The following is a 23,075-nucleotide window of genomic DNA, read 5'->3' as shown; positions in this document are numbered from 1 at the left end:
CATATAAAATGCAGGCATTATTAGGTGTTCTTTTTCATTCAATAGGTGGTGTTGCTGCGGGCAGCTTTTACATGCCTTACAACAAAGTGAAAGGTTGGGCATGGGAGAGCTTTTGGATCGTGGGTGGGATCATGTCGTGGTTAATTGTGCCGCCGATAGCTACATGGCTCACCGTTCCTAATTTTCTGGATATCATTATCTCTAGTGCCAGCGAAGTTGTTGGCTTTACCTTCATGATGGGTTTGCTATGGGGAGTCGGGGGATTGACTTTTGGTCTAGGAGTAAGGTACCTAGGTATGTCATTAGGAAATTCGGTGGTGCTTGGCTTTTGTGCGGCTTTTGGAGCATTGGTACCTTCCATTTATTACAACATAGTGCCTACGGCGGGCAAAGAGTCGTTTACGGATATGCTGGCCAATTCTGGCGGTCAAGTGGTACTGCTGGGTGTTTTTGTTTGCCTGGTCGGAATCGCCATTTGTGGCAAAGCAGGGATGATGAAAGAAGGTGAATTGTCCGATGAAGAAAAGAAGAAGTCGGTGGCAGAGTTCAATTTGGTAAAAGGACTCATTGTAGCGATACTTTCCGGAATATTGAGTTCGTTTTTCAACTTTGGTATTGAAGCCGGTCATTCAATGGCGGATGCTGCAGTGGAGGCCGGACATAATCCACTATACCAGAACAACGTGACTTTCGTGGTGATCCTTTGGGGTGGGCTGATCACCAACCTAATCTGGACTACAATCCTAAGTGTTAAGAATAAATCATATCAGGATTTTACCAACAAATCAACGCCAATTGCACGCAATCTGCTCTTTTCATCTCTGGCAGGGACTATATGGTTTCTGCAGTTTTTTTTCTATGGGATGGGAGAAAGCAAGCTGGGCAATGGCGCCAGCTCATGGATCTTGCACATGTCCACAATCATTTTGACCGCCAACCTGTGGGGCATCTATCGGAAAGAATGGAAAGGCGTTGATGGGAAAACCAAGTGGACAATTACCACTGGTATTTTGGTGATTCTGTTGTCTGTGGTGTTGGTAGGAATTGGGAATTCGATGTAGAAATAGGAATATGGAAAAGGATATAATGAGACAGGTGTTCGCCATTCTTGGCGTCTGCTTTTTTTTAGGATGTCAGCAAGGTGATGGTCATGGGGAGTGCTCGAGCACGCAAAAGGTAAAAAAACCGAACATCATTTATATTCTCACGGATCAGTGGCGTACTTCATCTTTGGGCTATGCTGGCAACCCGGATATTAAAACACCTCATCTAGATAAATTCGCTCAAGAATCTGTGAATTTCATCAATGCCGTATCAGTTACTCCCGTTTGTACGCCGCACCGTGCTGCCCTGCTCACGGGTCGGTTTCCAACTACAACTGGGATGATCGTCAATGACATTTATCTGCCTTCTGAGGAGCTCACAATGGCGGAGATTTATAAGGAGGCGGGCTATAACACAGCATACTATGGCAAGTGGCATCTTGATGGGCATGGCCGCCAAAACAATGTTTTGGCTGAACGCAGACAGGGGTTTGACTATTGGAAGGCGTTGGAGTGTTCTCACGCCTACAACAAGATGGCCTATTATGACAATGACGATCCGGAGATGAAATACTGGGAAGGGTATTCGCCATTCGCTATTACCGAAGATGTTAAAAAGTACCTGACCAATCACGCGAATGACTCAGACCCGTTTTTGTTGTTTTTGGCCATAGGCACGCCCCATTATCCACACGAAAGCGCTCCAAGGAAGTACAAACAAATGTATCCGAAAGATAGCCTTACGATCCCGCCAAATGTGCGTCCCGAACTTCACGAGAGAACTAGGCTAGAGCTACAGGGGTACTATGCGCATGGCACGGCCACAGATGAGGCAATAGGTGGAGTGTTAGCCAAAATCAAGGAGCTGGGACTTTGGGACAACTCAATCATTGTGTTCTCTGCCGACCATGGTGAAATGATGGGAGCCCATGGAGTCAAGCCATTTGTGAAACAACTAGCTTGGGATGAATCGATTCGTGTACCGTTTTTGGTGAGATATCCATCGATTGACAATAATGAAGGAGCAGTAGTGAACGCTCCGTTGACTACACCTGATGTTTTACCTTCTTTGCTTTCACTTTCTGAATTGGAAATTCCTGAGTCCATACAGGGAGATGATTTATCCGAGCTTATGCAAAATCCCAATCCCCAGACAGACCGTACAGCGCTAGTGATGAACGCTGCACCTTTTGGAGCCAATTACTTCGATCCTGAATACCGAGGTATTCGCACCAAGCAATATACCTATGTGAGTACGCTCGAAGGAGGAGCATTGCTATTTGACAATCTCAGAGATCGTTTTCAGATGGATAATCTGATTAACAATCCAGATTACAAGAAACTTCAGGAGGATTTGGACAAAAAGCTAAAAGTTGAGTTGGCTGAAATTGGTGATGAGTTTAAGTCACGAGAATATTACATGGAAAAGTGGGGACTGGAATTTGATATGTCACGAAGAGCAATCAACTGGTGGGATAATACTGACGGTTGCATGGTTCAATCGCCAATGGCTGCCACCAATTCAAAGAAAAACTTGAACCAATGATATATAATAACAAACTTCTTCTTCTCTTTTTTGTCATTCTGTTTCTTGGCTGTCAACAGGAACAAGGAAGAAATAGCAAATTGGCCGCAGACTTTGCCCAACCACCTATGGAATACCGGCCAGAGACCTGGTTTCATTTCATGGGCAATAATATCAGTAGGGAGGGAATTACCCTTGATCTTGAGGCGATCAAAGAAGCCGGCCTACAAGGTATCCATTTGTTCAATAAGTCAGGCCAGCCTTATCCTAAAGTGGAGCAAATTAAAATCCTTTCGCCCGAATGGGAAGACATGATTCGCCATACGGCGGATGAGTGTGAGCGACTGGGCTTAAAATTCACCATGCAAAATTGCCCGGGTTGGTCGATGACCGGAGGACCATGGGTGCCTGCCGAAGAGGCGCAGCGAGAAGTTGTGGAGACAGTTTATCACTTTCAAGGAGGTACCTCTATTTCACAGAAACTAGCGATGGACGAGAACTATGCTAAACCAGAATATGACTATCAGGACATTACCGTTTTAGCTTTTCCAACAACTAAAGGAGATAATGAAACACCAGCACGCCCATCCAAACTTTCTTCTAATAATTCATTGGTTCCTTGGCAGCGGATAATCAACCCTGAAAAGCAGGTAGAGATGATCAAACGAAATCTGCCGGAAGATTGGAAACCATATTCTGAAATAGGAATCGAACCCGTGAAAGGTGAGAAAACATGGGTTAAAGTCCAGTTTGACCAAGCAACAACTGTTCGTTCGCTCGTATTTCCTCCAATCCGATTTATGTTGCCATCGACAGAGTATCCAGTGATCGATGTGATAGTGAAAGTGCAAGCTAAGGTTGAAAATGAGCTAGTGGATATTGCAGAACTAAAAATCCCAAATGGTAACTGGAACGATCGTCAGTACGACGTGACACTGGCTATTCCCGAAACTACATCCAATGAGTTTAAGCTCACTTTTCTGGGAAGTCATGTGCTAAACCCAGGTTACATCTACCTCAGCCCCCAACCGAGATTACACAACCACGAACCGAAGGCTTTCAGAGCGCTCCGAAGCCTTCAGCGAGATGTCAAAAGCACATTGGGCAAGGAAAGCTACGTAGATCGATCATCTACCATCGATATCTCGGATAAAATGGATGAAGCAGGAATCCTCACTTGGGATTCTCCGGCAGGAAAATGGACGGTCGTTCGTTTCGGTCATGTGAATATGCGCCGCACCAACAAACCTGCTGTCCCTGAGGCCACGGGATGGGAGGCGAGCAAGATGGATAAAATTGCTATCGAAAACCATTTGAAAAAAGGAATGATTGGTAATCTGATGCGAGAAGGTGGGCCGATCGCTGGTGGCAAGTTGGACGGTTTGCTGATAGACAGTTGGGAAAGTTATACGCCTACTTGGAGCATGCACTCGGAAGATATGTTCCGTGAGTTTAAAGCGAGAAGAGGATATGAACTGAAGCCGTTTTTACCAGCGACGATGGGGTATATCGTGGACAGCCCCGAAATCACCACTAAGTTTCTCAGAGATTTAAGGCACACCATGGACGAACTCTATGTCGAAAACTTCTTCACGCACTTTGCAACCGTAGCACACGAGATGGGTGCGGAGGTCTACACCGAAGGAGCAGGTGGTGAGGTACTTCCGATTGACCCGATGCGGTACTATGGGGTGGCTGATATCCCAATGACCGAGTTTTGGTATCCAAGTGCTCCATCAGCGCAGAACGAATATGCCAAGCCCATTTTCAACGCTGCCTCAGCCACACATTTATACAACAAACCTAAACTGGCGGCAGAAGCTTGTACGCAAGTAGGTGTCCAATGGAATGAGCACCCGTTCAGTGTCAAAGATTTGATCGACTACAATTTTGCAAAAGGAGTGAACCACCTTGTTTTTCATACCTTCTCACATACTCCACAGTTGGACGTTTATCCTGGGTCTAGCTTCGGTGGCAACATTGGATTTCCTCTGGTGAGGCAACAGACGTGGTGGTCTTATATGTCTGATTGGACGGATTATCTGACCAGAAATCAATATTTGCTACAGCAAGGAGAGTATGTGGCCGATGTGTTGTGGTACTATGGGGACCATTTTGAGCGCCCTCCTTTTGATTTGGATTATTTCCCAGAAGGGTATCGTTTTGACTATCTCAACGCAGAAATCTTACAGAACAATCTAAGTGTGGAAGAGGGAAAAATCAAAGCGAAGGATGCTGGTAGCTACCGGGTGATCATGCTGCGAGATTCCAGGCAGTTGATGCTTTCTACGATCCAAAAGCTCAAAGAATTGGTAGTGGCGGGAGCAGTGATTCTAGGCGATAAACCTGTGGACTCACCAAGTCTCATGGATGATGAAAACGATTTGGAAGAATTGAAAAATATCTCAGATCAACTCTGGGGAGAAGGCGATAGTGGCGTAAAGTCAGTTGGAAAAGGTCGAGTGTATTGGGGCAAATCCATTGAAGAGGTGCTAAAGTCGGAGGACATCCAAAAGGATGTAAACACACCAGCCGAGTTAGATATTCACTGGATCCATCGGGAGACAGCCGAAGAGGATATCTATTTTGTCTCTTCCAGAAAGGATGAACCCTTGAAGCTATCTGTTGGATTCAGAATCCAAAATGCTGCACCAGAAATATGGGATGCATTTACAGGTGATAGAAACGAAGCATTGGTTTGGGATCAGAAAGATTATTACACGAACGTGGCGATTACGCTCGCTCCTAAGGGAAGTGCGATTGTGGTATTCCCTAAAAACACGCAAGGGGTGACCAACGAGAAAATAGAGAGGAATGGAGAAACCATACTAAGTGCGAAAGAAGGCTGGTATCGTATGGAGACAGCCAAGTCAATACCTGAGGTAGCCTTAAAGGACGGGGCAATGGTTGCTTCGAAAAGCGGTACGTACACTTTCTACAAGCAAACAGGAAGGGAAGAGATCCAATTTGAAACCAAAGAAAAAACGATAGAGGGAACTTGGAAGTTGATGTTTGAAGAAGGATGGGATACACCTAACTCCACTACCGTTCAAAGCTTGGCATCACTAACCGATTTTGAAAACGAAACAATCAGACACTATTCAGGGACAACCACTTACACGAACACTTTTTCATTGGATCAAACCGAAGGCACATTTACGCTGGATTTAGGCGAAATACACAACATAGCAGCCATTACATGTAATGGACAGATGGTCGGAACCCGATGGGCTTCACCTTTTTCATTCGATGTTAGTGATTATGTGAAAATCGGACAGAATGAAATAGAAGTTAAAATCACGAATACCTGGCGAAATCAATTGCTATACGATCGTCAAAGAGCAGATGGAGAAAAGAAAACCTGGACGACAGGATTCAGACCTTCACCTGATGCGGAATTGGATAAGAGTGGCTTAATAGGTCCAGTGAGGATTAATCGTTCGATACGAAAGTGATCGCCATTCGAAAGGTCCATTTTACATAATGAATGAAACGGAATTTTTAAGCCAGTGAGCGGAATTAACATCTACTTCAAACAGTTCTTGAATTTGAAATCTAACATAGGAAAATTTTTGGTGCTAAAAGGGGTTGTCCTTTGCCTCCTGATCCATTCCTTCTCGTCATATGCTCAGGAATCGAATTCTGAAGAAGCGCAGTGGATTTGGCAGGAAGAATCAGGTCCTGCAAATACCTGGGTGGCATTTCGTAAAACCATCAATGTAAGCGAAGTGCCCTCTGAGGCAATGACTAGGATTTCAACTGACACGAAATACTGGCTCTGGATCAATGGAGAATTGGCATTGTTTGAAGGTGGGCTGACCAGAGGAGCTGGTCCCAATACCATTTATTATGATGAGGTGGATTTTGCGCCTTATTTAAAAAGTGGAGAAAATACCATTGCAATTTTGGTGTGGTATGTAGGTCGTACCTGTAAACCACACGTGAGCAGTGGACAGGGAGGTCTTTATGTTGCAGCCGATTGGATGCCGGATTTGATTTCCAATACATCTTGGAAAATGAAAGTTCATCCAGCCTACGATCCGAATAGTGGGGGTGGGGGAAATGGCCCAAACACCTTACCCTCTTACAATGTGAAATTCGATGCACGAGATGCATTGGGTGATTGGTCGGATCATGCATGGTACACCTCCGAATATGACGATAGCAACTGGGGAACACCAATAGAAAAGGGTGAGGTCAATAGTTTACCGTGGGGTGATTTTGTAAAACGTCCAATTCCGCAATGGAATGATCGAGGGTTGGCCAAATATGAATCACTTACGGTGAATGATACGTCCATCCAGTTGCCCTACACCAATAGCACCGGATCAATTGTTACCATAAAGGCCAAGTTGCCATTTAATCAACAAATCACACCATGCCTAGCTGTTAATTCCGGTGAAGGAAAGACCATTACCATCGACGTTGATAATCCCTTTAATAAGATAAAAGCTACCTATATCACCAAAAATGGGACTCAGCAATTTGAGTCCTACGTCTGGACCAACGGTCACCATGTGATATACACAATACCGTCTGGTGTTGAGGTCACCGAATTAAAATACAGATGGACAGGAATCGGCGATATGTCAGGTAATTTCGAGTGTAGTGATCCTTTTTATACACGTCTATATTGGATGGGCCGCAACACCTTATATGTGTGTGCTCGTGATGGTTACATGGACTGTCCGGACAGGGAACGAGGTTTATGGATCGGGGATGTGGCGGATCAGACAGGGGCCATATTTTATACTCTCGACGAGGGGGGACGTTCACTGTTGAAAAAGGCTATTGACAATACCATTAACTACCGATTTGGTGATACCCTTGCGGGCCTAGCTCCCGGATTCAGAGGTGAAGGTGCTGTTAATAATGAACTGACTGCCCAGAGTTTACAATTTATTGGTCAGGGTATATGGGGGTATTACTTTAATACCGGTGATAAAGCCACCTTGGCGAATGCCTATCCTGCAGTTTTTAATTATCTAAACCTATGGTCGATGCAATCCAATGGGATGCCCGAACATCGAAAAGGTTTTGCCAATTGGGTTGATTGGGGAATTGATTCAGATGCGTACAGTCTAAATGTAACCACGTATTATATGGCATTGAAAGCAGCCAAAAAGATGGCTATTGAGTTGGGGCATTCCGCTGATACAGCTTGGTACAATGACCGTATTTCAAGCATAAAAGAGAACTTTGATCAGGTGTATTGGCAAGGAACGCACTACGGAAGCACCGGTAAACCGATTGACGAACGTGCAAGTGCAGTAGCCACAATTGAAGGCCTTGCCAATGAGAAATATTTTGACACCATGGTTGAAGAGGTGTTGTTCCCGATTCAAAAATGTAGCCCTCATTTAGAATGGATGGTTGAAGAGGCTCTTTTTTTGGCAGGAGACGGTGAAAAGGCCTTAGAACGAATGAAGCAACGCTACGGATGGCAGATGGAAAACAATCCGGAGATTACCACATTGTATGAGCGGTTTCCCAACGATCCAAAAGGAAATCTTGGAACCTACAACCACGCGTGGAATGCGCCCAATTATGTGCTATCAAGGTATATCGCAGGGATCAAGCCCACCGAGGTGGCATGGTCGAGGTTCGAGGTAAAACCAAACCTGCTTCACTTATCCCAAGTCAAGCAAATCGTGCCATCTGTAAAGGGGAATATCATTCTGGAGGTGAACAAAGATCAAAGCAGCTATCGCCTGGATCTGACTTCTCCGGATCAGACCAAAGCCACTATTTATATCCCATATCCTGATAAAAGTACATCTCAGGTTGTTGTCAACGGGAAGATTGTTTGGAAAAAGGGGGGAATCAAAAGTGGACTTGCTGGATTAAAAATGATCAAATCAGATGAGTCAAATCTGTGCTTTGAGGTAGAGCCGGGAGAATGGTGTTTTGAAACGAGTAATTTCTAAATGAAGAACAAGATTAAATCTGGTATCGGAAAATTCGTAGCATGGAAAGGAATCCTCCTTTCCTTATTCATCCATTCATTTTCATTGAACGCACAGGATTCGATTACAAAAGAAGCGCAGTGGATATGGCAGGATGAAGCGGGCCCTGCAAATACTTGGGTGGCGTTTCGTAAAACCATCACCCTAGATGAAGTGCCTACCAAGGCTTTGACCAAGCTATCGGTAGATACCAAATACTGGCTGTGGATCAATGGCGAGATGGTGCTGTTTGAAGGTGGTTTGTGCCGGGGGCATGCACCGAATACGATTTACTATGATCCTGTGGACTTTGCTCCTTATTTGAAGAAAGGAGAAAACACCATAGCCATCTTAGTTTGGTACTGGGGACGCACACGCAAGCCACATGAAGACAGTGGTAAAGGAGGGCTTTTAGTGTCAGCAGGCTGGAACCAGGATTTAAATACAGATGCTTCATGGAAAATGAAAGTGCATCCTGCATACGATCCCAACAGTGGAGGAGGTGGTCCTTCGGCCAATCGTGTCAATGCTTATAATGTCAAGTTTGATGCTCGCTTGGCGATGGGCGATTGGACAAATGCAGCTTGGTACACCACTACCTATGATGATAGTGACTGGGAAGTGCCAACCGAAAAGGGAGTAATGAATAGCGAACCCTGGGGCACGTTTGTTGAGCGTGCCATACCGCAATGGAACGACCGTGGTTTGACCGATTACGTAGCGCTGACATCTAATGAAGAAACCATTGCCTTACCTTTTAAAAATGAATCGGATTCCACGATAATTATTTCCGCGAAACTTCCTTTTAACCAGCAAATAACGCCCTACCTAAAGGTGAATAGTGCAGCGGGAAAAGCCATTGTAGCGGATACGGATAATAATTTTAACATGCTCACATCTACCTATGTCACCAAAGATGGCGAGCAGGAGTTTGAGGGGTTTACTTGGTTCAATGGTCATTTTGTTGAGTACGCTATTCCTGCTGGGGTAGAGGTTATAGCACTTAAATATCGCTGGACAGGTGTGGGAGAGATGCCTGGTACCTTCCAGTGTAGCGACGACTATTTTACACGGCTGTGGTGGATGGCGCGCAACACCTTATATGTGTGTATGCGCAATAACTACATGGATTGTCCTGACCGTGAGCGTGGACTTTGGATTGGCGATGTGGCGGATCAAACGGGAGCGGTGTTTTACTCGACAGATGAAGCAGGGCGTTTGCTTTTGAAAAAAGGCATTGACAATACCATTGCCTATCGCAAGGGTGATACCATTCAAGGATTGGCTCCTGGCTTTGGCGCCTACCGAGGTAAAAGCAGCGAGTTGACCGGGCAAAGTTTACAATACATTGATCAGGGCATCTGGCAATATTATTACAACACCGGCGATGAAGGCACATTGGCGTATGCCTATCCGGCTGTATTCAACTACCTGAAGCTGTGGTCAATGGGTTCTGATGGTTTGCCCGAACATCGTAAAGGATATGCCAACTGGGTTGACTGGGGCATTGACACGGATCCCACACCCACAAATGTGGTCTTGTACTACATGGCTCTAAAGGCGGCCAAAAATATGGCGGAAGCTTTAGGTGAAGACCAGGACTTGCCATGGTACAACGAACGCATACAAAGTATTGCAGGAAACTTTGAGCAAAAATATTGGCAAGGAAACCGATATGGGTCAAAAAATGCACTCGTAGAAGAGCGCGTGTCTGCCCTTGCTGTCTTAAGTGGGCTGGCCAAAAAAGAGCACTATGATTTGTTGGTTGATAGTCTGCTATTGCCAGTGCAAAAATCGAGTCCACATATGGAGTGGATTGCGGAAGCGGCCATTATGGAAACTGGACAATGCGACAAGGGCCTCTTGCGTATGCAGCAGCGCTATCAGGAGCAAGTAGATATGGAGTGGCTCACAACACTTTATGAGAAGTACCAGCCCAAACTACGCGGCACCTATAATCACGCCTGGAATGCCCCCAACTATGTGCTTTCCCGCTACATCGCAGGGATCAGGCCTACCGGTGTGGCATGGTCACGCTATGAGGTAAAACCCAATCTGGCTCACTTGTCACAAGTCAAGCAAATCGTACCTTCCGTAAAGGGAGACATTATCCTGGAGGTGAACAAAAGTCAAGACAGCTATCAAATAGACCTGACCTCTCCTGAGCGGACAAAGGGAACCATCTATATCCCGAACCCCGATGAGACTATCCATCAAGTGGTAGTCAACCAGAAAGTGATTTGGAAAAAGGGGAATTTCAAAGGAGGCTTGAACGGACTGAAAATGATCAAATCAGAAGAGTCATTTCTGTGCTTTGAAATAGAACCGGGAGTGTGGAGTTTCGAAGCAAAAAAGCAATGAACATGAAGGAATCTATTTAACAAACGACCTATGAATACTACTAGACTCAAACAACGCCTTTTCATTCACCTATTATTATTTATAGGGATCGGACTTTTATTTTCATGTAGTTCAAGTGATACAAGTACAGTACAAGTCACGGATCTTCTATGTGAATACCGAAGAGACCCTTTAGGAATCGACAATGTTGCACCTCGTTTAAGCTGGAAGCTGATTGACGCCAATCAAGAGAGAGGCCAGAGACAATCGGCCTTTCAAATTTTGGTGGCGAGTACACCGGATCAGCTAGATAAGGATGAAGGCGATGTATGGGATTCGGGTAAAATCAACTCCGATCAGTCCGTCAATAACGTCTACTCCGGAAGTTCGCTAACTTCCAATCAGCAGTGCTACTGGAAAGCCCGTGTTTGGGACAAAGATGGTAATGCTTCTGATTGGAGCGAACCCGCACGATTCACCATTGGCCTGCTAAATGCCGAAGACTGGAAAGGAGAATGGATTCAGAAAAGAGATCAAAATCCAAAAGATCATAACTGGTACCGAAAAAATTTCATCCTGGATAACGTGCCAGAAATAGCCTTAATCTATGTGGCTTCTTTCGGCTATCATGAGATCTATGTCAATGGTCAAAAAGTAGATGAGGGAGTGATGAACCCCGTTCAATCGCATTTAGCCAAGCGATTACCCTATTTAACCTATGACATCCGAGAATACCTAACTGAAGGTGACAATGTAATCGGCATCTGGCATGCAGCCGGATGGACTCGATGGGGCAGAGTTAAAACCTACTTCAAACCTCCCTTTGTATTCAAAGCACAAGTTGAGTTGGTCAGTCAAAATCAAAAGACCACACTCGTTTCCGATACTTCCTGGAAATGCAAGAAAAGCTATAGTGCCTATTGGGGCGACTGGGACATTTTGGATTTTGGTGGTGAGATCATCGACGAGCGATTGCGGGAAGATAGTTGGAACACAGCGACCTACGATGATTCCGGCTGGGAGTATGCTGTCGTTTTTGATCATTCTAATACAGGCAGCATGGATCCAAATGACATTGATTTGGGGCCGAAAGGAGCCGTTCGAGTTGATAACTCAAAAGAAGGTATCCCTACCAATCCAATTACGGCCACCTTAAGTGCGCAGATGATCGAACCACAAGTCAAATACAAAGAAGTACGTCCCAAAGAAATCACAGAAAATGAGGATAGTACCTATCTCATTGATATGGGCGAAAATTACACTGGATTCTTTTCTATCGATATGCGAAATGGACAAGAAGGAGATTCGGTTACTTTAAAGATCGCTGATCACAGAGAGGTGATCAGCTCCTGGAATCAACAAAGCAAATACATCTTTGATGAATCCGGAACGGGTAATTTCACTAATCGCTTCAATGTGGCTGGGGGACGTTGGGTAACGATTGATGGATTGAATGACAAGCCAAAGCTTGAGGATATTAAAGGGTATGTCATCACCAACGACCGTAGGCAGATCAGCAGCTTTGAAAGCTCCAGCGAATTGCTCAACCAAATCTACCAGATCAATCTCAACACTTACATCGCTAATACCCTAGATGGCATTTTGATGGATTGTCCTCACCGTGAGCGAAGAGGATGGGGTGAAGTGACCGTAGCTGCCATGTACGGTGACGCCCTGCCCAATTTTGAAAGTGGGGCTTATATGGATCAATATGCCCAGTTCATGGCCGATGCTCAGGCAGAAGATGGCAAGATGAGAGCCGTGATCAATGGAGATGATTTTGAATTTCTGATGTGGATGGCCAATAGTCCAATCACCCTTTGGGAAAGCTACCAATCCTTTGGCGACAAAAAGTCGCTCGTCGATCACTATCCTAGCATGCTTCTGTGGATGGAATGGCTTAAGAAAAAATCGGGCTACCATATTGGCCGGGCACTCACCCTGGGCGAACGAGGCTCTCTGGAGTTTCCAGGACTTGGCGACTGGTGCACACCCAGAGGCAACTTCTGGTCGGCTAGCAATTCGCCCGAATCGGCACATTTCAACAATTGTGTCTATGCCTACATGCTAGAATGTGCGCTTAAAATGGCTGAGGAGCTAGGTCAAACCCAAGACATTGAAGTTTTTTCTAAAAGGCTGAAAATACAGAGAGAAGCTACACACAGGCAATCTTACGATCCTGCCACGGGTAAGTACCTCGATGGCCGTCAGATCAATCAAGCCTTAGCCCTGCTTGCAGGCGTGACTCCAGAGGCTGAGCGGGAAAAGGTAAAATCACATCTGGTTGACAATGTCTTGTATAAGTTTCCATACTATGACACGGGCAGCTCTGGACAGGCGCTTTATACGCGCTACTTTACCGAACATGGAGAACGGATGGACTTGATCTATGAATTGCTTCAAGATAGAAGTCACCCAAGCTACGGGTACTTTTTGGAGCAAGGCAAAACCGTATGGCCTGAGCGCTGGTCTGCAGTGGGTAAAAGCCAAATCCATACTTGCTATACAGGTATCGGGGGCTATTTTATAAAAGGTTTTGGAGGTATCCGATCCGACCCTAAGAATCCTGGTATGCAGCAATTCTTGATCAAACCTGCACCAGTTGGAGATCTTACTTTCGCCAATACCAGTCATCAATCCATGTACGGTGATATTATAGTCAATTGGAAAAGAGATGATAATTTGGCCAGCTATCATCTTGAGGTACCGGTAAATACCACCGCCAAAGTGTACATCCCTGCCCTGCAATCTGGAGATGTGAAGGAAGGTGGTAAAAATGCTGATCAGTCTGAAAGCATTCAATACATCGGAACAGAAAAGAGTGAACCCGTAGGGAATTATGTCATCTATCAAGTAGCCTCAGGCACGTATGATTTCGAAGTGACTCAGCAACCTGAGACTAGTTACCCTGATCCCTTAGGTGAAGTCAAAAACCTCGCGACAATAGGGAGAATGAACGCCTCTTCGATGTACATCGAAACGGAAAAGTTACCTGGATTTGAAGCATTTAAGGCTAATGACGAAAATATGGAAACCACCTGGCAGGCCAATAGTAACGTTAGCGAGTGGTTGGAAATAGAATGGGTAAAACCCGTAACATTTAACCGATTTGTACTACATGAGTCTGGGAGTCAAATCCGAAGTTTCAAAATTCAATATTTAGATCAAGGCAAATGGGTCGATCTGATAGAAGGTAAACAGATTGGCGCTGAACAGACTTTTACGACAAGTGAGGTGACGTCAACACGGTGCAGACTATTGGTCGAAAAGTCGATAAACAATCCAAAGATCTCAGAAATTCAAATATTTAAGAATTAAGGAGATCTACTTTAAACCCGATTTATGCAATAGCAAAATCGGAGTTATTGGTTAATCAGTTATTGAGTTAATAGGTTGGTGATTTTTAATCAAAAACAGCACGAATACTCATTAACCATTTTGGTAAGTTCCTGTTAATTGGGGTGAAACGATAAATATCTGATTTTTAACCTAATAACTAATAACTATTAACTCCTGCATTGCATAATGCAGGTTAAAGAAGTCGTAATATGAAAACAATTCTATTCCAGAGATTCGAAATTATGCTGTTATTCCTTGTTTTAATGGCTTGCTTCGGGTGTAACGAATCGAAAAAAATTGACCTTGTTCATTCGGACTTTATCAAACCGAAAGACGACAATACCATCTGGTGCTATTGGTATTGGATCAATGACGACATCTCAAAAGATGGTATCACCAAGGATTTGGAAGCCATGAAAAAGGCGGGTATCGGTGGTGCGCTCATCGGGAATATAAATCCGGCTCGGGAAGACGGTAAAGTACCGATGCTCAGTGATGAGTGGTGGTCGCACATGGTACATGCAGTAGTAGAAGGTAAGCGCATTGGTGTGGACATTGGAGTGTTCAATTGCCCTGGATGGAGCCAGAGCGGTGGTCCCTGGGTGGATTACACCAAAGCCATGCGTTATTTGACTTATAGTGAAACCAAAGTAACTGGTGGTCAAGCGGTCAATTTGAAACTCGAACAGCCTAATGAGGAATTTCAGGATACCCACACATTGGCATTCAAAGCAGCAGATTCCGAACTACGAAGCACCCAATTTATCCCAACCAAAATCACTTCAAATTGGGACGATGTGGATGTTGCAGAATTGACCAATGGCATTACAGAATCCGAAACAGCATTTGAGGTGAAAGAAAAAGAGCCTTTGGTAATCACCTTTGATTTGGTGGAAGCGATTGAGGCGCAATCTATTTCTATCGTGCCTAGTCAGGCCTTTAAATGTGATGTGGAATTGTCGGCTGTAGTGGATGGCAAAGAAGAGGTGATAAAGACCTTTCATTTTGATCGTTTCAGGATGGCGGCTAATATTGGACCTATTAAGAAAGGAGCCTATTCAACGGTTTTTCCAAAGGTAAAAGCTAGCAAGTTTAAACTGAAATGCTCCAACTTTCGGATGTTTCGAAGAGGGGGAGGATACGGTTTTGCTGAAATCACGATTACTGAAGCTCCAATCCTAGAAAAGTACGTTGAAAAGCAACTGGGTAAAATGCATCCCACTCCCAAACCAAACTGGGATACCTATATTTTTGATCGACAGGATGAGTTGAATGCAGATGAATTTAGGCTGAGCCCTAAAGAAGTACTTGATGTCAGCGATAAAGTAGATGAGGAAGGGAATTTGAAGTGGGATGCTCCGGTAGGGGAATGGACGGTCATGCGTATGGGGATGTCTCCAACAGGTACGAAGAATTCACCCGCCGCTCCTCAGGGAGTGGGGTATGAAATTGATAAAATGAATGGCGAATTGGTGCAATACCACTTCGATAAATTTGTGGGTGAGTTGTTAAAACGAGTGCCTGAAGAAAGCAAATCGGCTTTTAAATATGTAGTAGCAGATAGCTACGAGATGGGGTCTCAAAACTGGACAGACGATTATGAGGTCAAGTTTCAGGAGAAATTTGGGTACGATCCAGTCAAATACCTTCCAGTCCTCTCAGGCAGAGTCGTAGGAAGTGTCGAAGAATCTGAGCGTTTCTTGTGGGATCTTCGCCGTACCATCGCAGACGATATCGCGTACGAATATGTGGGAACACTAAGGAAAGCAAGCAATGAACACAACCTTCAAACCTGGCTGGAAAACTATGGTCACTGGGGATTCCCGGGGGAGTTCATGATGTACGGAGGTCAATCAGACTTAATCGCGGGTGAGTTTTGGAATGAGGGTACGTTGGGCAATATTGAATGCAAGGCTTCCTCTTCCACCGCACATACCTACGGGAAGCCAAGGGTTTCAGCCGAAGCATTTACCTCTTCTCGCAAAACTTACCTACGTCATCCCGCCATACTGAAAAAAAGAGGGGACTGGTCCCTGACCGAAGGGATCAATCATTTTGTGTTGCATTTGTACATCCAGCAGCCTGATGATAACAGAAAGCCAGGCATGAACGCCTGGTTTGGTACAGAGTTTAACCGGCACAACACCTGGTTTGGGCAGGCAGATACGTATTTTGATTATCTAAGAAGATGTCAATACTTATTGCAGCAGGGTACCTATGTGGCGGATGTATGTTATTTCATTGGTGAGGAAGCTCCTATCATGACTGGAGGAAGAATACCTGAAATCCCAAATGGATATTCTTATGATTACATCAATGCTGAAGTCATCATGAATCTATTGTCAGTGGAGGATGGACGCTTTGTGTTACCCGATGGTATGTCGTATCGAGTGATGGTATTGCCTCCATTTGAGACCATGCGTCCTGACTTGTTGGAGAAGATTGCATCTTTGGTGAAGCAGGGTGGAGTAGTCTTGGGGCCAAAGCCAAAGAAATCTCCAAGTTTGGAAGATTATCCCAACTGTGATGATCGGGTGAAATTGCTTGCCGATGAACTATGGAGCGGCAGATATGCCAATGGCAAAATGTCTGCATCCTATGGAGCTGGAAAAATTATGGATGGCTATGAATTAGCTGAAGTATTTTCCGAAATAGGACTAGTAAAGGATTTGGCTACTGAAAATGATAGCAGCATTCTTTGGACCCATCGTCGGACTCCTGAGATGGACATCTATTTCATTACAAATCAGACAGATCAATCAATCAAAATAGCTCCCGAATTTAGAGTGGAAAAGTCATTGAAGCCCCAATTATGGGACGCTGTGAGTGGAGTTGTTCGTCCATTACCAGAATATAAAATCACCTCTACCGGAATAAAAGTACCCTTGGAAATGCAAGCAGCGCAAAGCTGGTTTGTGGTCTTTGCCGACCAGGATTTACCATCTGATCAAACATCCAATTTTCCTGCCTACAAAGAACTGATAGCACTGGGTGGAGCCTATCAGGTGGATTTCGAAAATAAAGACATTGCTCCTGAAGAATTGGTGGTTTTGGATGAATTGATGGATTGGTCCAAATCAAGTGATGAGCAGATCAAGCATTATTCCGGGACGGCTACCTATACGAAGACATTTGAAGTATCCTCCCTTCCGAAGGATCAGGAGATTTACCTCAACTTAGGTGAGGTGGCTGTCATGGCTAAGGTGAAACTCAATGGCCAATATGTTGGAGGTGTTTGGATGGCACCTTACAGACTGAACGTTTCTGAGGCCATTAGAGAAGGTGAGAATAATCTAGAAATAGAAGTCGTCAACCTTTGGAGAAATCAATTGATCAAAGATAAAGAGCGACCTGAGGAGGAGAAATACACCTGGTTGGTCACAGATGATATAAAGCCTGATTCTCAATTGCAGCCGTCGGGATTGATCGGGCCAGTAGTCGTGGAGGTCGCTCAGTATTAACATGTCTTTAAATGAAAAACAACATGCGCTCGACATTTAAATTACTCATAATAGTAGCCGTCGCTTTTGGATGTGCACGCCCAAATGAACGGCAAGTAGTAGACCTTGCAGGAGAATGGCAGGTGAAGCTAGACCCTGAGGATAAGGGTGTGGAGGAAGGCTGGTTTGATGGGCCTTCATTCCCGGACACCCTATTGCTTCCGGGTTGCCTTCAGGAGCAGGGATACGGGGACGTTCCCGGCCCTAATACCCCTTGGTATGGCAATACAGAGTGGGCTGGTACCGGAGGACTTAATGGTTGGGGGCCTGAATGGCTTCAAAACTATCAGGAGCAAGGGGTCTACAAAATGCAGCACTTTCTACATCCCGACCGCCACTACATAGGGCCTGCCTGGTACAATCGCACAATCGAGGTTCCCAAGGATTGGGAAGGAAAGTCGGTTTCCATCTCTTTTGAACGCGTCCACTGGGTGTCCGATCTATGGCTTGATGGCAAAAAGATCGGGCGAGGCACCAGCTTGGCAACACCTCATACGTATGAACTAGGGGAGCTTTCGCCAGACACGCATCAAATCACCGTGCGGGTGGACAACTCCGAGTTCGTCCACATGGGATATAACGCACATTCCGTGTCAGAGCAAACCGCGGGTACGTGGAATGGCCTGGTGGGAGAAATTAAATTGGAAGTACACCCCATTGTTTGGATTGAAAAATTAACGGTCTCTCCAAAACCAGATGGCAATATGCTGAAAGTCAGCATTCAGCTCAGAAAAACCAAAGCAGCCCGGGGAGACTGGGAGCTTATCTTGGATGTAGCCGGGGCGAGTGCTGGCAATTCCCATGATCCGGAGGCATTGATCATCAAAGGAAGTGTTGGGGATATTAATGATGACCTGCTGACCATAGATTACCCCATGACCGGCACGGTCAAACTATGGGATGAATACGAACAGCCCCTATACCAAATTGAGGCGAGCTTACGGGCAGAGAACGCAAGTGATTCCCGTCAATTAACCTTCGGTCTGCGGGACATCACAGTGGATGGCAGGCACTTTAGCATGAATGGCTATAAAACCTTCATACGGGGCAACAACGACTGTGCGGTCATGCCTGCAACCGGATACGCGCCGATGGATGTGGAGTCCTGGCGAAAAGTGTGGCGTACATACAAGGGCTTTGGTCTCAATCTGGCGCGTTTTCACTCATGGACACCTCCTGAAGCCGCCTTTGTTGCTGCAGACGAGATTGGCATCTACATGGCTCCCGAAGTGGGGGAATGGGGCACGGTAAAAAAGAAAGATCAATTTGACTTTATGCGTGCTGAGGCTAAAAGGATACTCGATGCATTTGGCCATCATCCAAGTTTTGTGATGATGGGACTTGGCAATGAGTACGATGGTGATCATGGGTTTTTCGAAAAGATCGTGGAGGAATGGAAAGCATATGACGATTCTAAACTTTACATGGTCAAAGCCAACTCGTGGAGCCCTGAAGGTGCCGACTATCAGGTGCAGCGAGGTATCTGGCCGGAACGCACCACCAAATTGCGTTATCAGTTTGGCTGGCCGCCAACTCCTGATCGCACAGAATATAACCTCAATGCGCCGAACACCTCTATTGACTGGAGAGAAGCTGCTTCTACCTTCAAGGTGCCGGTGATGTCACATGAGATCGCTCAGATATGTACCTATCCGGATGTAGCAACAGAGATAAAAAAATATACCGGATACCTGAAGGCAGACTATCTGCAAATCGCTCAAGACCAGCTCAGGGAACGGGGCATGTATGAGCTACTACCTGAAATAGTCCAGTCATCTGGCAAGTGGCAAGTTGAGCTGATACGGGAGTCTTTTGAAGCGGCTTATCGCACACCAGGTATGGCAGGGTTCCAGTGGCTTTCGCTGGCAGACTTCACCGGACAGAGTAGCGCTCCTGTAGGTTTGACAGACCCGTTTTATGATCCTCGCCCTTACGTGGACTTGGAGTACGTGCGTCGTTGGAGTGCCCCGACGGTACTTTTGGCTCGTATGCCCAAACGCGTGCTTACCCAGAGCGAAGTATTCAAAGCTGACCTTGAAGTCACTCATTTTGGTAAAGAAAAGCTGGAGCTCAACGACCTCACTGCTACCTTGCGAGCCGAGGATGGCACGGTCATCAAAACATGGAAACTTCCCAAAGGGGTTTTTGCACAAGAAAGCGCCCAACCAATAGCCGCAATCGAATGGGCACTGGACAACATCGCTGCACCAGCTAAGCTCATTCTAGAACTTGAGTCCAAAGCCAATCAGCTGATCAATGACTGGGATATTTGGGTTTACCCTGATTCTCAAGCAGAACCTTTCCCAAGCAGTGTCCATGTAACCAGGAAATGGAACAGCAGCGCTCAGAAACGACTAGAAGCTGGTGAAACCGTGTTGCTCTTGCCTCAGATTGGCGATATGAAAGGCGATCTCCCTTCGTGCTTTACCAATCACTTCTGGACGGCAATAGGAGAAAAAGGCGGTCAGTCATCAGCCTCAGGCATGCTGATGGATCCTGAGCATCCACTATTCGCATCCTTTCCTATCGATCCGCATGTCAACTGGAACTGGTGGGATGTTCTTAACCATGCCCAGCCAATGATTTTAGACTCGTATGATTCAAAAACCCCTTGGCCAAAAGCATACCGATCGCTCATCCAGCCGGTTGACTCATGGAAGATCAACCGAAAATTGGCCCTGGTGGCTGAGGCCAAAGTAGGTGAGGGTAAGTTGCTCATCTGTAGTATTGATCTCGAAAGTGATTTGGACAACCGACCCGCGACCCGGCAGTTCAGAAAGAGCCTGATGAACTACTTGAAGTCGTCAGCGTTCGATCCGCAATGGCAGATAAAACCGGAAGCCATTGCAGAAATATTTGCGAAAGAAGCTGGTACAGATGACGAAATAGACTTTAGTGCCAACGCGCTCCCAACGGATAATTAAGGATGGAGGAGAATATTAATTATAAAATTTTCTAGAATCTGATATTTGTATGATGAAATCATTTCTGTTTTTAAGCCTTTTCACATTAATCCTCTACAGTCAGGCGCAAGACCCGATTGTTGAGCATATGTACACAGCTGACCCTTCGGCACGCGTATTCAACGACACGCTTTATGTATATCCATCTCATGACCCGGATACTGCCACCTGGTTCAATATGGCAGACTGGCACGTTTTTTCCACCACAGATATGGAGAATTGGACGGATCATGGGGTAGCTTTCTCGTTGGAAGATCTCAGTTGGGCCAATCGCTATGCGTGGGCTCCTGATTGTATCGGTAGAAATGGGAAATACTACTTCTATTACCCCGTAGAAAAGAGTATGATCGGTGTGGCTGTTTCGGATAAACCTACTGGCTATTTCAAAGACCCCCTGGATTCAGCTTTGATCCATATCAATAGCAAAGGTGTAGTGTGTGATCGTGATTTTATTGATCCTGCGGTTTTTATAGATGACGATGATCAGGCCTACTTGTACATGGGACAGCATACTGTCAATGCAATCAAGCTCAATGAAGATATGATCTCCTATGATGGAGAAGTGCATCATCTGGAAAGCACGCTAGGATTTTTCGAAGCGATTTGGATGCACAAGTATGATGGAAAGTATTATTTGTCGTATGTGAGTACTAGTCGTGAATTGAAATACTGCATCGGCGATAGCCCATTAGGCCCGTTTGAATATCAAGGTGTACTACTGCCACCAATGAACAGCGGCACAAGTCATCACTCGATTGTGGAATACAAGGGTGAGTGGTATTTGTTTTATCACAACGCCAATCTCTATTATCAAAACAACCCTGAGGTTACGCCGGGAACGGGACTGAAACCCGGGCGGGGGCCACATCGCTTTAGGCGCTCAATGACCTTTCAGAAGCTCGTATACAATGAAGATGGCACGATTCAAAAAGTAAACCCTTATGAATAAACAACTAGTCAATTTTTTGTTCGTGTCAGGATTACTGGCCGCCATTGTTAGCTGCGAAGGTCCGTCAACAGCTAGCGATCAAGATGCTAAAAGCGCCCCTAAACCCAACATTATTTTCATTCTTGCCGATGACCTGGGTTATGGAGATTTAAGCCTTACAGGTCAAACAAATTTTAAGACACCATTCATTGACCAACTGGCAGAAGACGGGATGTTTTTTACCCAGCATTATTCCGGATCAACTGTCTGTGCACCCTCCCGTTCCACATTGATGACCGGTATGCATACGGGTCATACCTTTATTCGTGGGAATAAAGAAATCAGACCAGAGGGACAGCATCCGTTGGACTCATCTGCAGTGACGGTTGCTAAATTGCTACAGTCTGCCGGCTATGTGACGGGAGCATTTGGAAAATGGGGGTTGGGCTATCCCGGATCAGATGGAGACCCAAATAATCAGGGTTTTGATGAGTTCTATGGCTTCAATTGTCAGCGTTTAGGACATAATTACTACCCTTATCATCTGTGGCAGAATCAGACTAAGGTTATGCTTGAAGGTAACGCAGGGGATAAAAAAGAAACGTATGCTCCTGATATCATCCACCAGAAAGCAGTGGAATTTCTGGAGAAAAATAAGGACACCTCTTTCTTCATGTATTATCCATCCATTATCCCCCATGCGGAGCTGCTCGTTCCTGATAGCTTGCTCCAAAAGTTCCGTGGGAAATACTTACCTGAAAAAGCGTATGCTGGGGTTGATGACGGACCAAGTTATCGAAAAGGGCCTTATGGCTCTCAGAGGGAATCTCATGCTGCTTTTGCTGCTATGGTTTATTTGCTTGATAAGCAGGTCGGGGAGATTAGGCAAAAATTGGAAGAACTTGGAATTGCAGAAAACACCCTGATCATTTTTAGTTCGGACAATGGACCCCACAAAGAAGGGGGTGCTGATCCTGACTACTTCAATAGCAATGCGAGCTTCAAAGGCTACAAACGTGATTTGTATGAAGGAGGATTAAGAGTACCCACGATTGCCTGCTGGCCCAATAAGATTAAGACAAATACTACTTCCGATCACATTTCCGCATTCTGGGATTTTTTACCCACACTATGCGATATCGCAGGTGTGCAGCCACCTGAAAATATCGATGGTATTTCCTTTTTACCAGAGCTCTTAGGCGCAGAACAAGCAAAGCATAAATATCTCTATTGGGAATTTCCAATGCGAGGGGGTAAGCAAGCGGTTCGGTTTGGGGATTGGAAAGGCATTCGACTGAATATGACTGAAAATCCCGATGCGCCAATTGAGCTTTATGATTTGGCTACTGATCCTGGTGAGGAATATAATGTGGCGGATGAAAATCCGGAGGTCTTACAGGAGATCGCCACTATTATGAGTAAAGAACATACCTATTCCGAGGTGTTCAGCTTTGAATTTGAAAAGAATAAAAACGAGTACTAAAGGACATAA

10 protein-coding genes are annotated in these 23,075 nt (G+C 45.3%); all 10 read left to right on the top strand.

Annotated elements, in window-relative coordinates; all coding sequences use genetic code 11:
- The first annotated feature begins 8 nt into the window (after positions 1–8).
- The 10 genes from rhaT to N7U62_RS08240 all read left to right on the top strand — a co-directional run bounded on the left by rhaT (position 9) and on the right by N7U62_RS08240 (position 23,066).
- The gene (rhaT, locus tag N7U62_RS08285) at positions 9–1,061 is read left to right on the top strand and encodes an L-rhamnose/proton symporter RhaT (protein ID WP_264137473.1); all 1,053 of its coding nucleotides are present in this window, start codon (positions 9–11) and stop codon (positions 1,059–1,061) included.
- Positions 1,062–1,071: 10 nt separating this feature from the next.
- Positions 1,072–2,589 carry a sulfatase family protein gene (locus N7U62_RS08280; protein ID WP_264137471.1) on the top strand — a complete coding sequence of 506 codons (1,518 nt, stop codon included), beginning with the start codon at positions 1,072–1,074 and terminating at the stop codon, positions 2,587–2,589.
- Positions 2,586–6,023, top strand: coding sequence for a glycosyl hydrolase (locus N7U62_RS08275; RefSeq protein ID WP_264137470.1), 3,438 nt, complete (start codon positions 2,586–2,588; stop codon positions 6,021–6,023). The genes N7U62_RS08280 and N7U62_RS08275 overlap by 4 nt, the downstream gene beginning before the upstream one ends.
- A gap of 93 nt (positions 6,024–6,116) precedes the next feature.
- The gene (locus N7U62_RS08270) at positions 6,117–8,495 is read left to right on the top strand and encodes an alpha-L-rhamnosidase-related protein (RefSeq protein ID WP_264137469.1); all 2,379 of its coding nucleotides are present in this window, start codon (positions 6,117–6,119) and stop codon (positions 8,493–8,495) included.
- On the top strand, positions 8,496–10,874 hold the full coding sequence (locus N7U62_RS08265) for an alpha-L-rhamnosidase-related protein (protein WP_264137467.1): 2,379 nt from the start codon (positions 8,496–8,498) through the stop codon (positions 10,872–10,874).
- Between the two features lie 30 nt (positions 10,875–10,904).
- Entirely contained in the window at positions 10,905–14,171 is a 3,267-nt protein-coding gene (locus tag N7U62_RS08260) for a family 78 glycoside hydrolase catalytic domain (protein WP_264137466.1), read from the top strand.
- Positions 14,172–14,401: 230 nt separating this feature from the next.
- Positions 14,402–17,653: a glycosyl hydrolase gene (locus tag N7U62_RS08255; protein ID WP_264137465.1), complete on the top strand. Its 3,252-nt coding sequence runs from the start codon at positions 14,402–14,404 to the stop codon at positions 17,651–17,653.
- A gap of 11 nt (positions 17,654–17,664) precedes the next feature.
- Positions 17,665–20,616, top strand: coding sequence for a DUF8487 domain-containing protein (locus N7U62_RS08250; RefSeq protein WP_264137464.1), 2,952 nt, complete (start codon positions 17,665–17,667; stop codon positions 20,614–20,616).
- A 49-nt stretch (positions 20,617–20,665) separates the two neighbouring features.
- On the top strand, positions 20,666–21,604 hold the full coding sequence (locus N7U62_RS08245; protein WP_264137463.1) for a family 43 glycosylhydrolase: 939 nt from the start codon (positions 20,666–20,668) through the stop codon (positions 21,602–21,604).
- Positions 21,597–23,066, top strand: coding sequence for an arylsulfatase (locus tag N7U62_RS08240; protein ID WP_264137462.1), 1,470 nt, complete (start codon positions 21,597–21,599; stop codon positions 23,064–23,066). Before N7U62_RS08245 ends, N7U62_RS08240 begins: the two co-directional genes overlap by 8 nt.
- Positions 23,067–23,075: the final 9 nt, after the last annotated feature.

This window comes from Reichenbachiella ulvae (genome assembly GCF_025833875.1).
GTDB lineage: Bacteria > Bacteroidota > Bacteroidia > Cytophagales > Cyclobacteriaceae > Reichenbachiella > Reichenbachiella ulvae.
The sequence above is the reverse complement of the archived record's forward strand: the minus strand, read 5'-3'. Positions and strand labels throughout refer to the sequence as shown.

Bases quoted from the DNA above. Each gene is read 5' to 3' on its own strand.
- rhaT (WP_264137473.1), top strand. From the start codon at position 9: ATGCAGGCATTATTAGGTGTTCTTTTTCATTCAATAGGTGGTGTTGCT.
- N7U62_RS08280 (WP_264137471.1), top strand. From the start codon at position 1,072: ATGGAAAAGGATATAATGAGACAGGTGTTCGCCATTCTTGGCGTCTGC.
- N7U62_RS08275 (WP_264137470.1), top strand. From the start codon at position 2,586: ATGATATATAATAACAAACTTCTTCTTCTCTTTTTTGTCATTCTGTTT.
- N7U62_RS08265 (WP_264137467.1), top strand. From the start codon at position 8,496: ATGAAGAACAAGATTAAATCTGGTATCGGAAAATTCGTAGCATGGAAA.
- N7U62_RS08260 (WP_264137466.1), top strand. From the start codon at position 10,905: ATGAATACTACTAGACTCAAACAACGCCTTTTCATTCACCTATTATTA.
- N7U62_RS08255 (WP_264137465.1), top strand. From the start codon at position 14,402: ATGAAAACAATTCTATTCCAGAGATTCGAAATTATGCTGTTATTCCTT.
- N7U62_RS08250 (WP_264137464.1), top strand. From the start codon at position 17,665: ATGAAAAACAACATGCGCTCGACATTTAAATTACTCATAATAGTAGCC.
- N7U62_RS08245 (WP_264137463.1), top strand. From the start codon at position 20,666: ATGATGAAATCATTTCTGTTTTTAAGCCTTTTCACATTAATCCTCTAC.
- N7U62_RS08240 (WP_264137462.1), top strand. From the start codon at position 21,597: ATGAATAAACAACTAGTCAATTTTTTGTTCGTGTCAGGATTACTGGCC.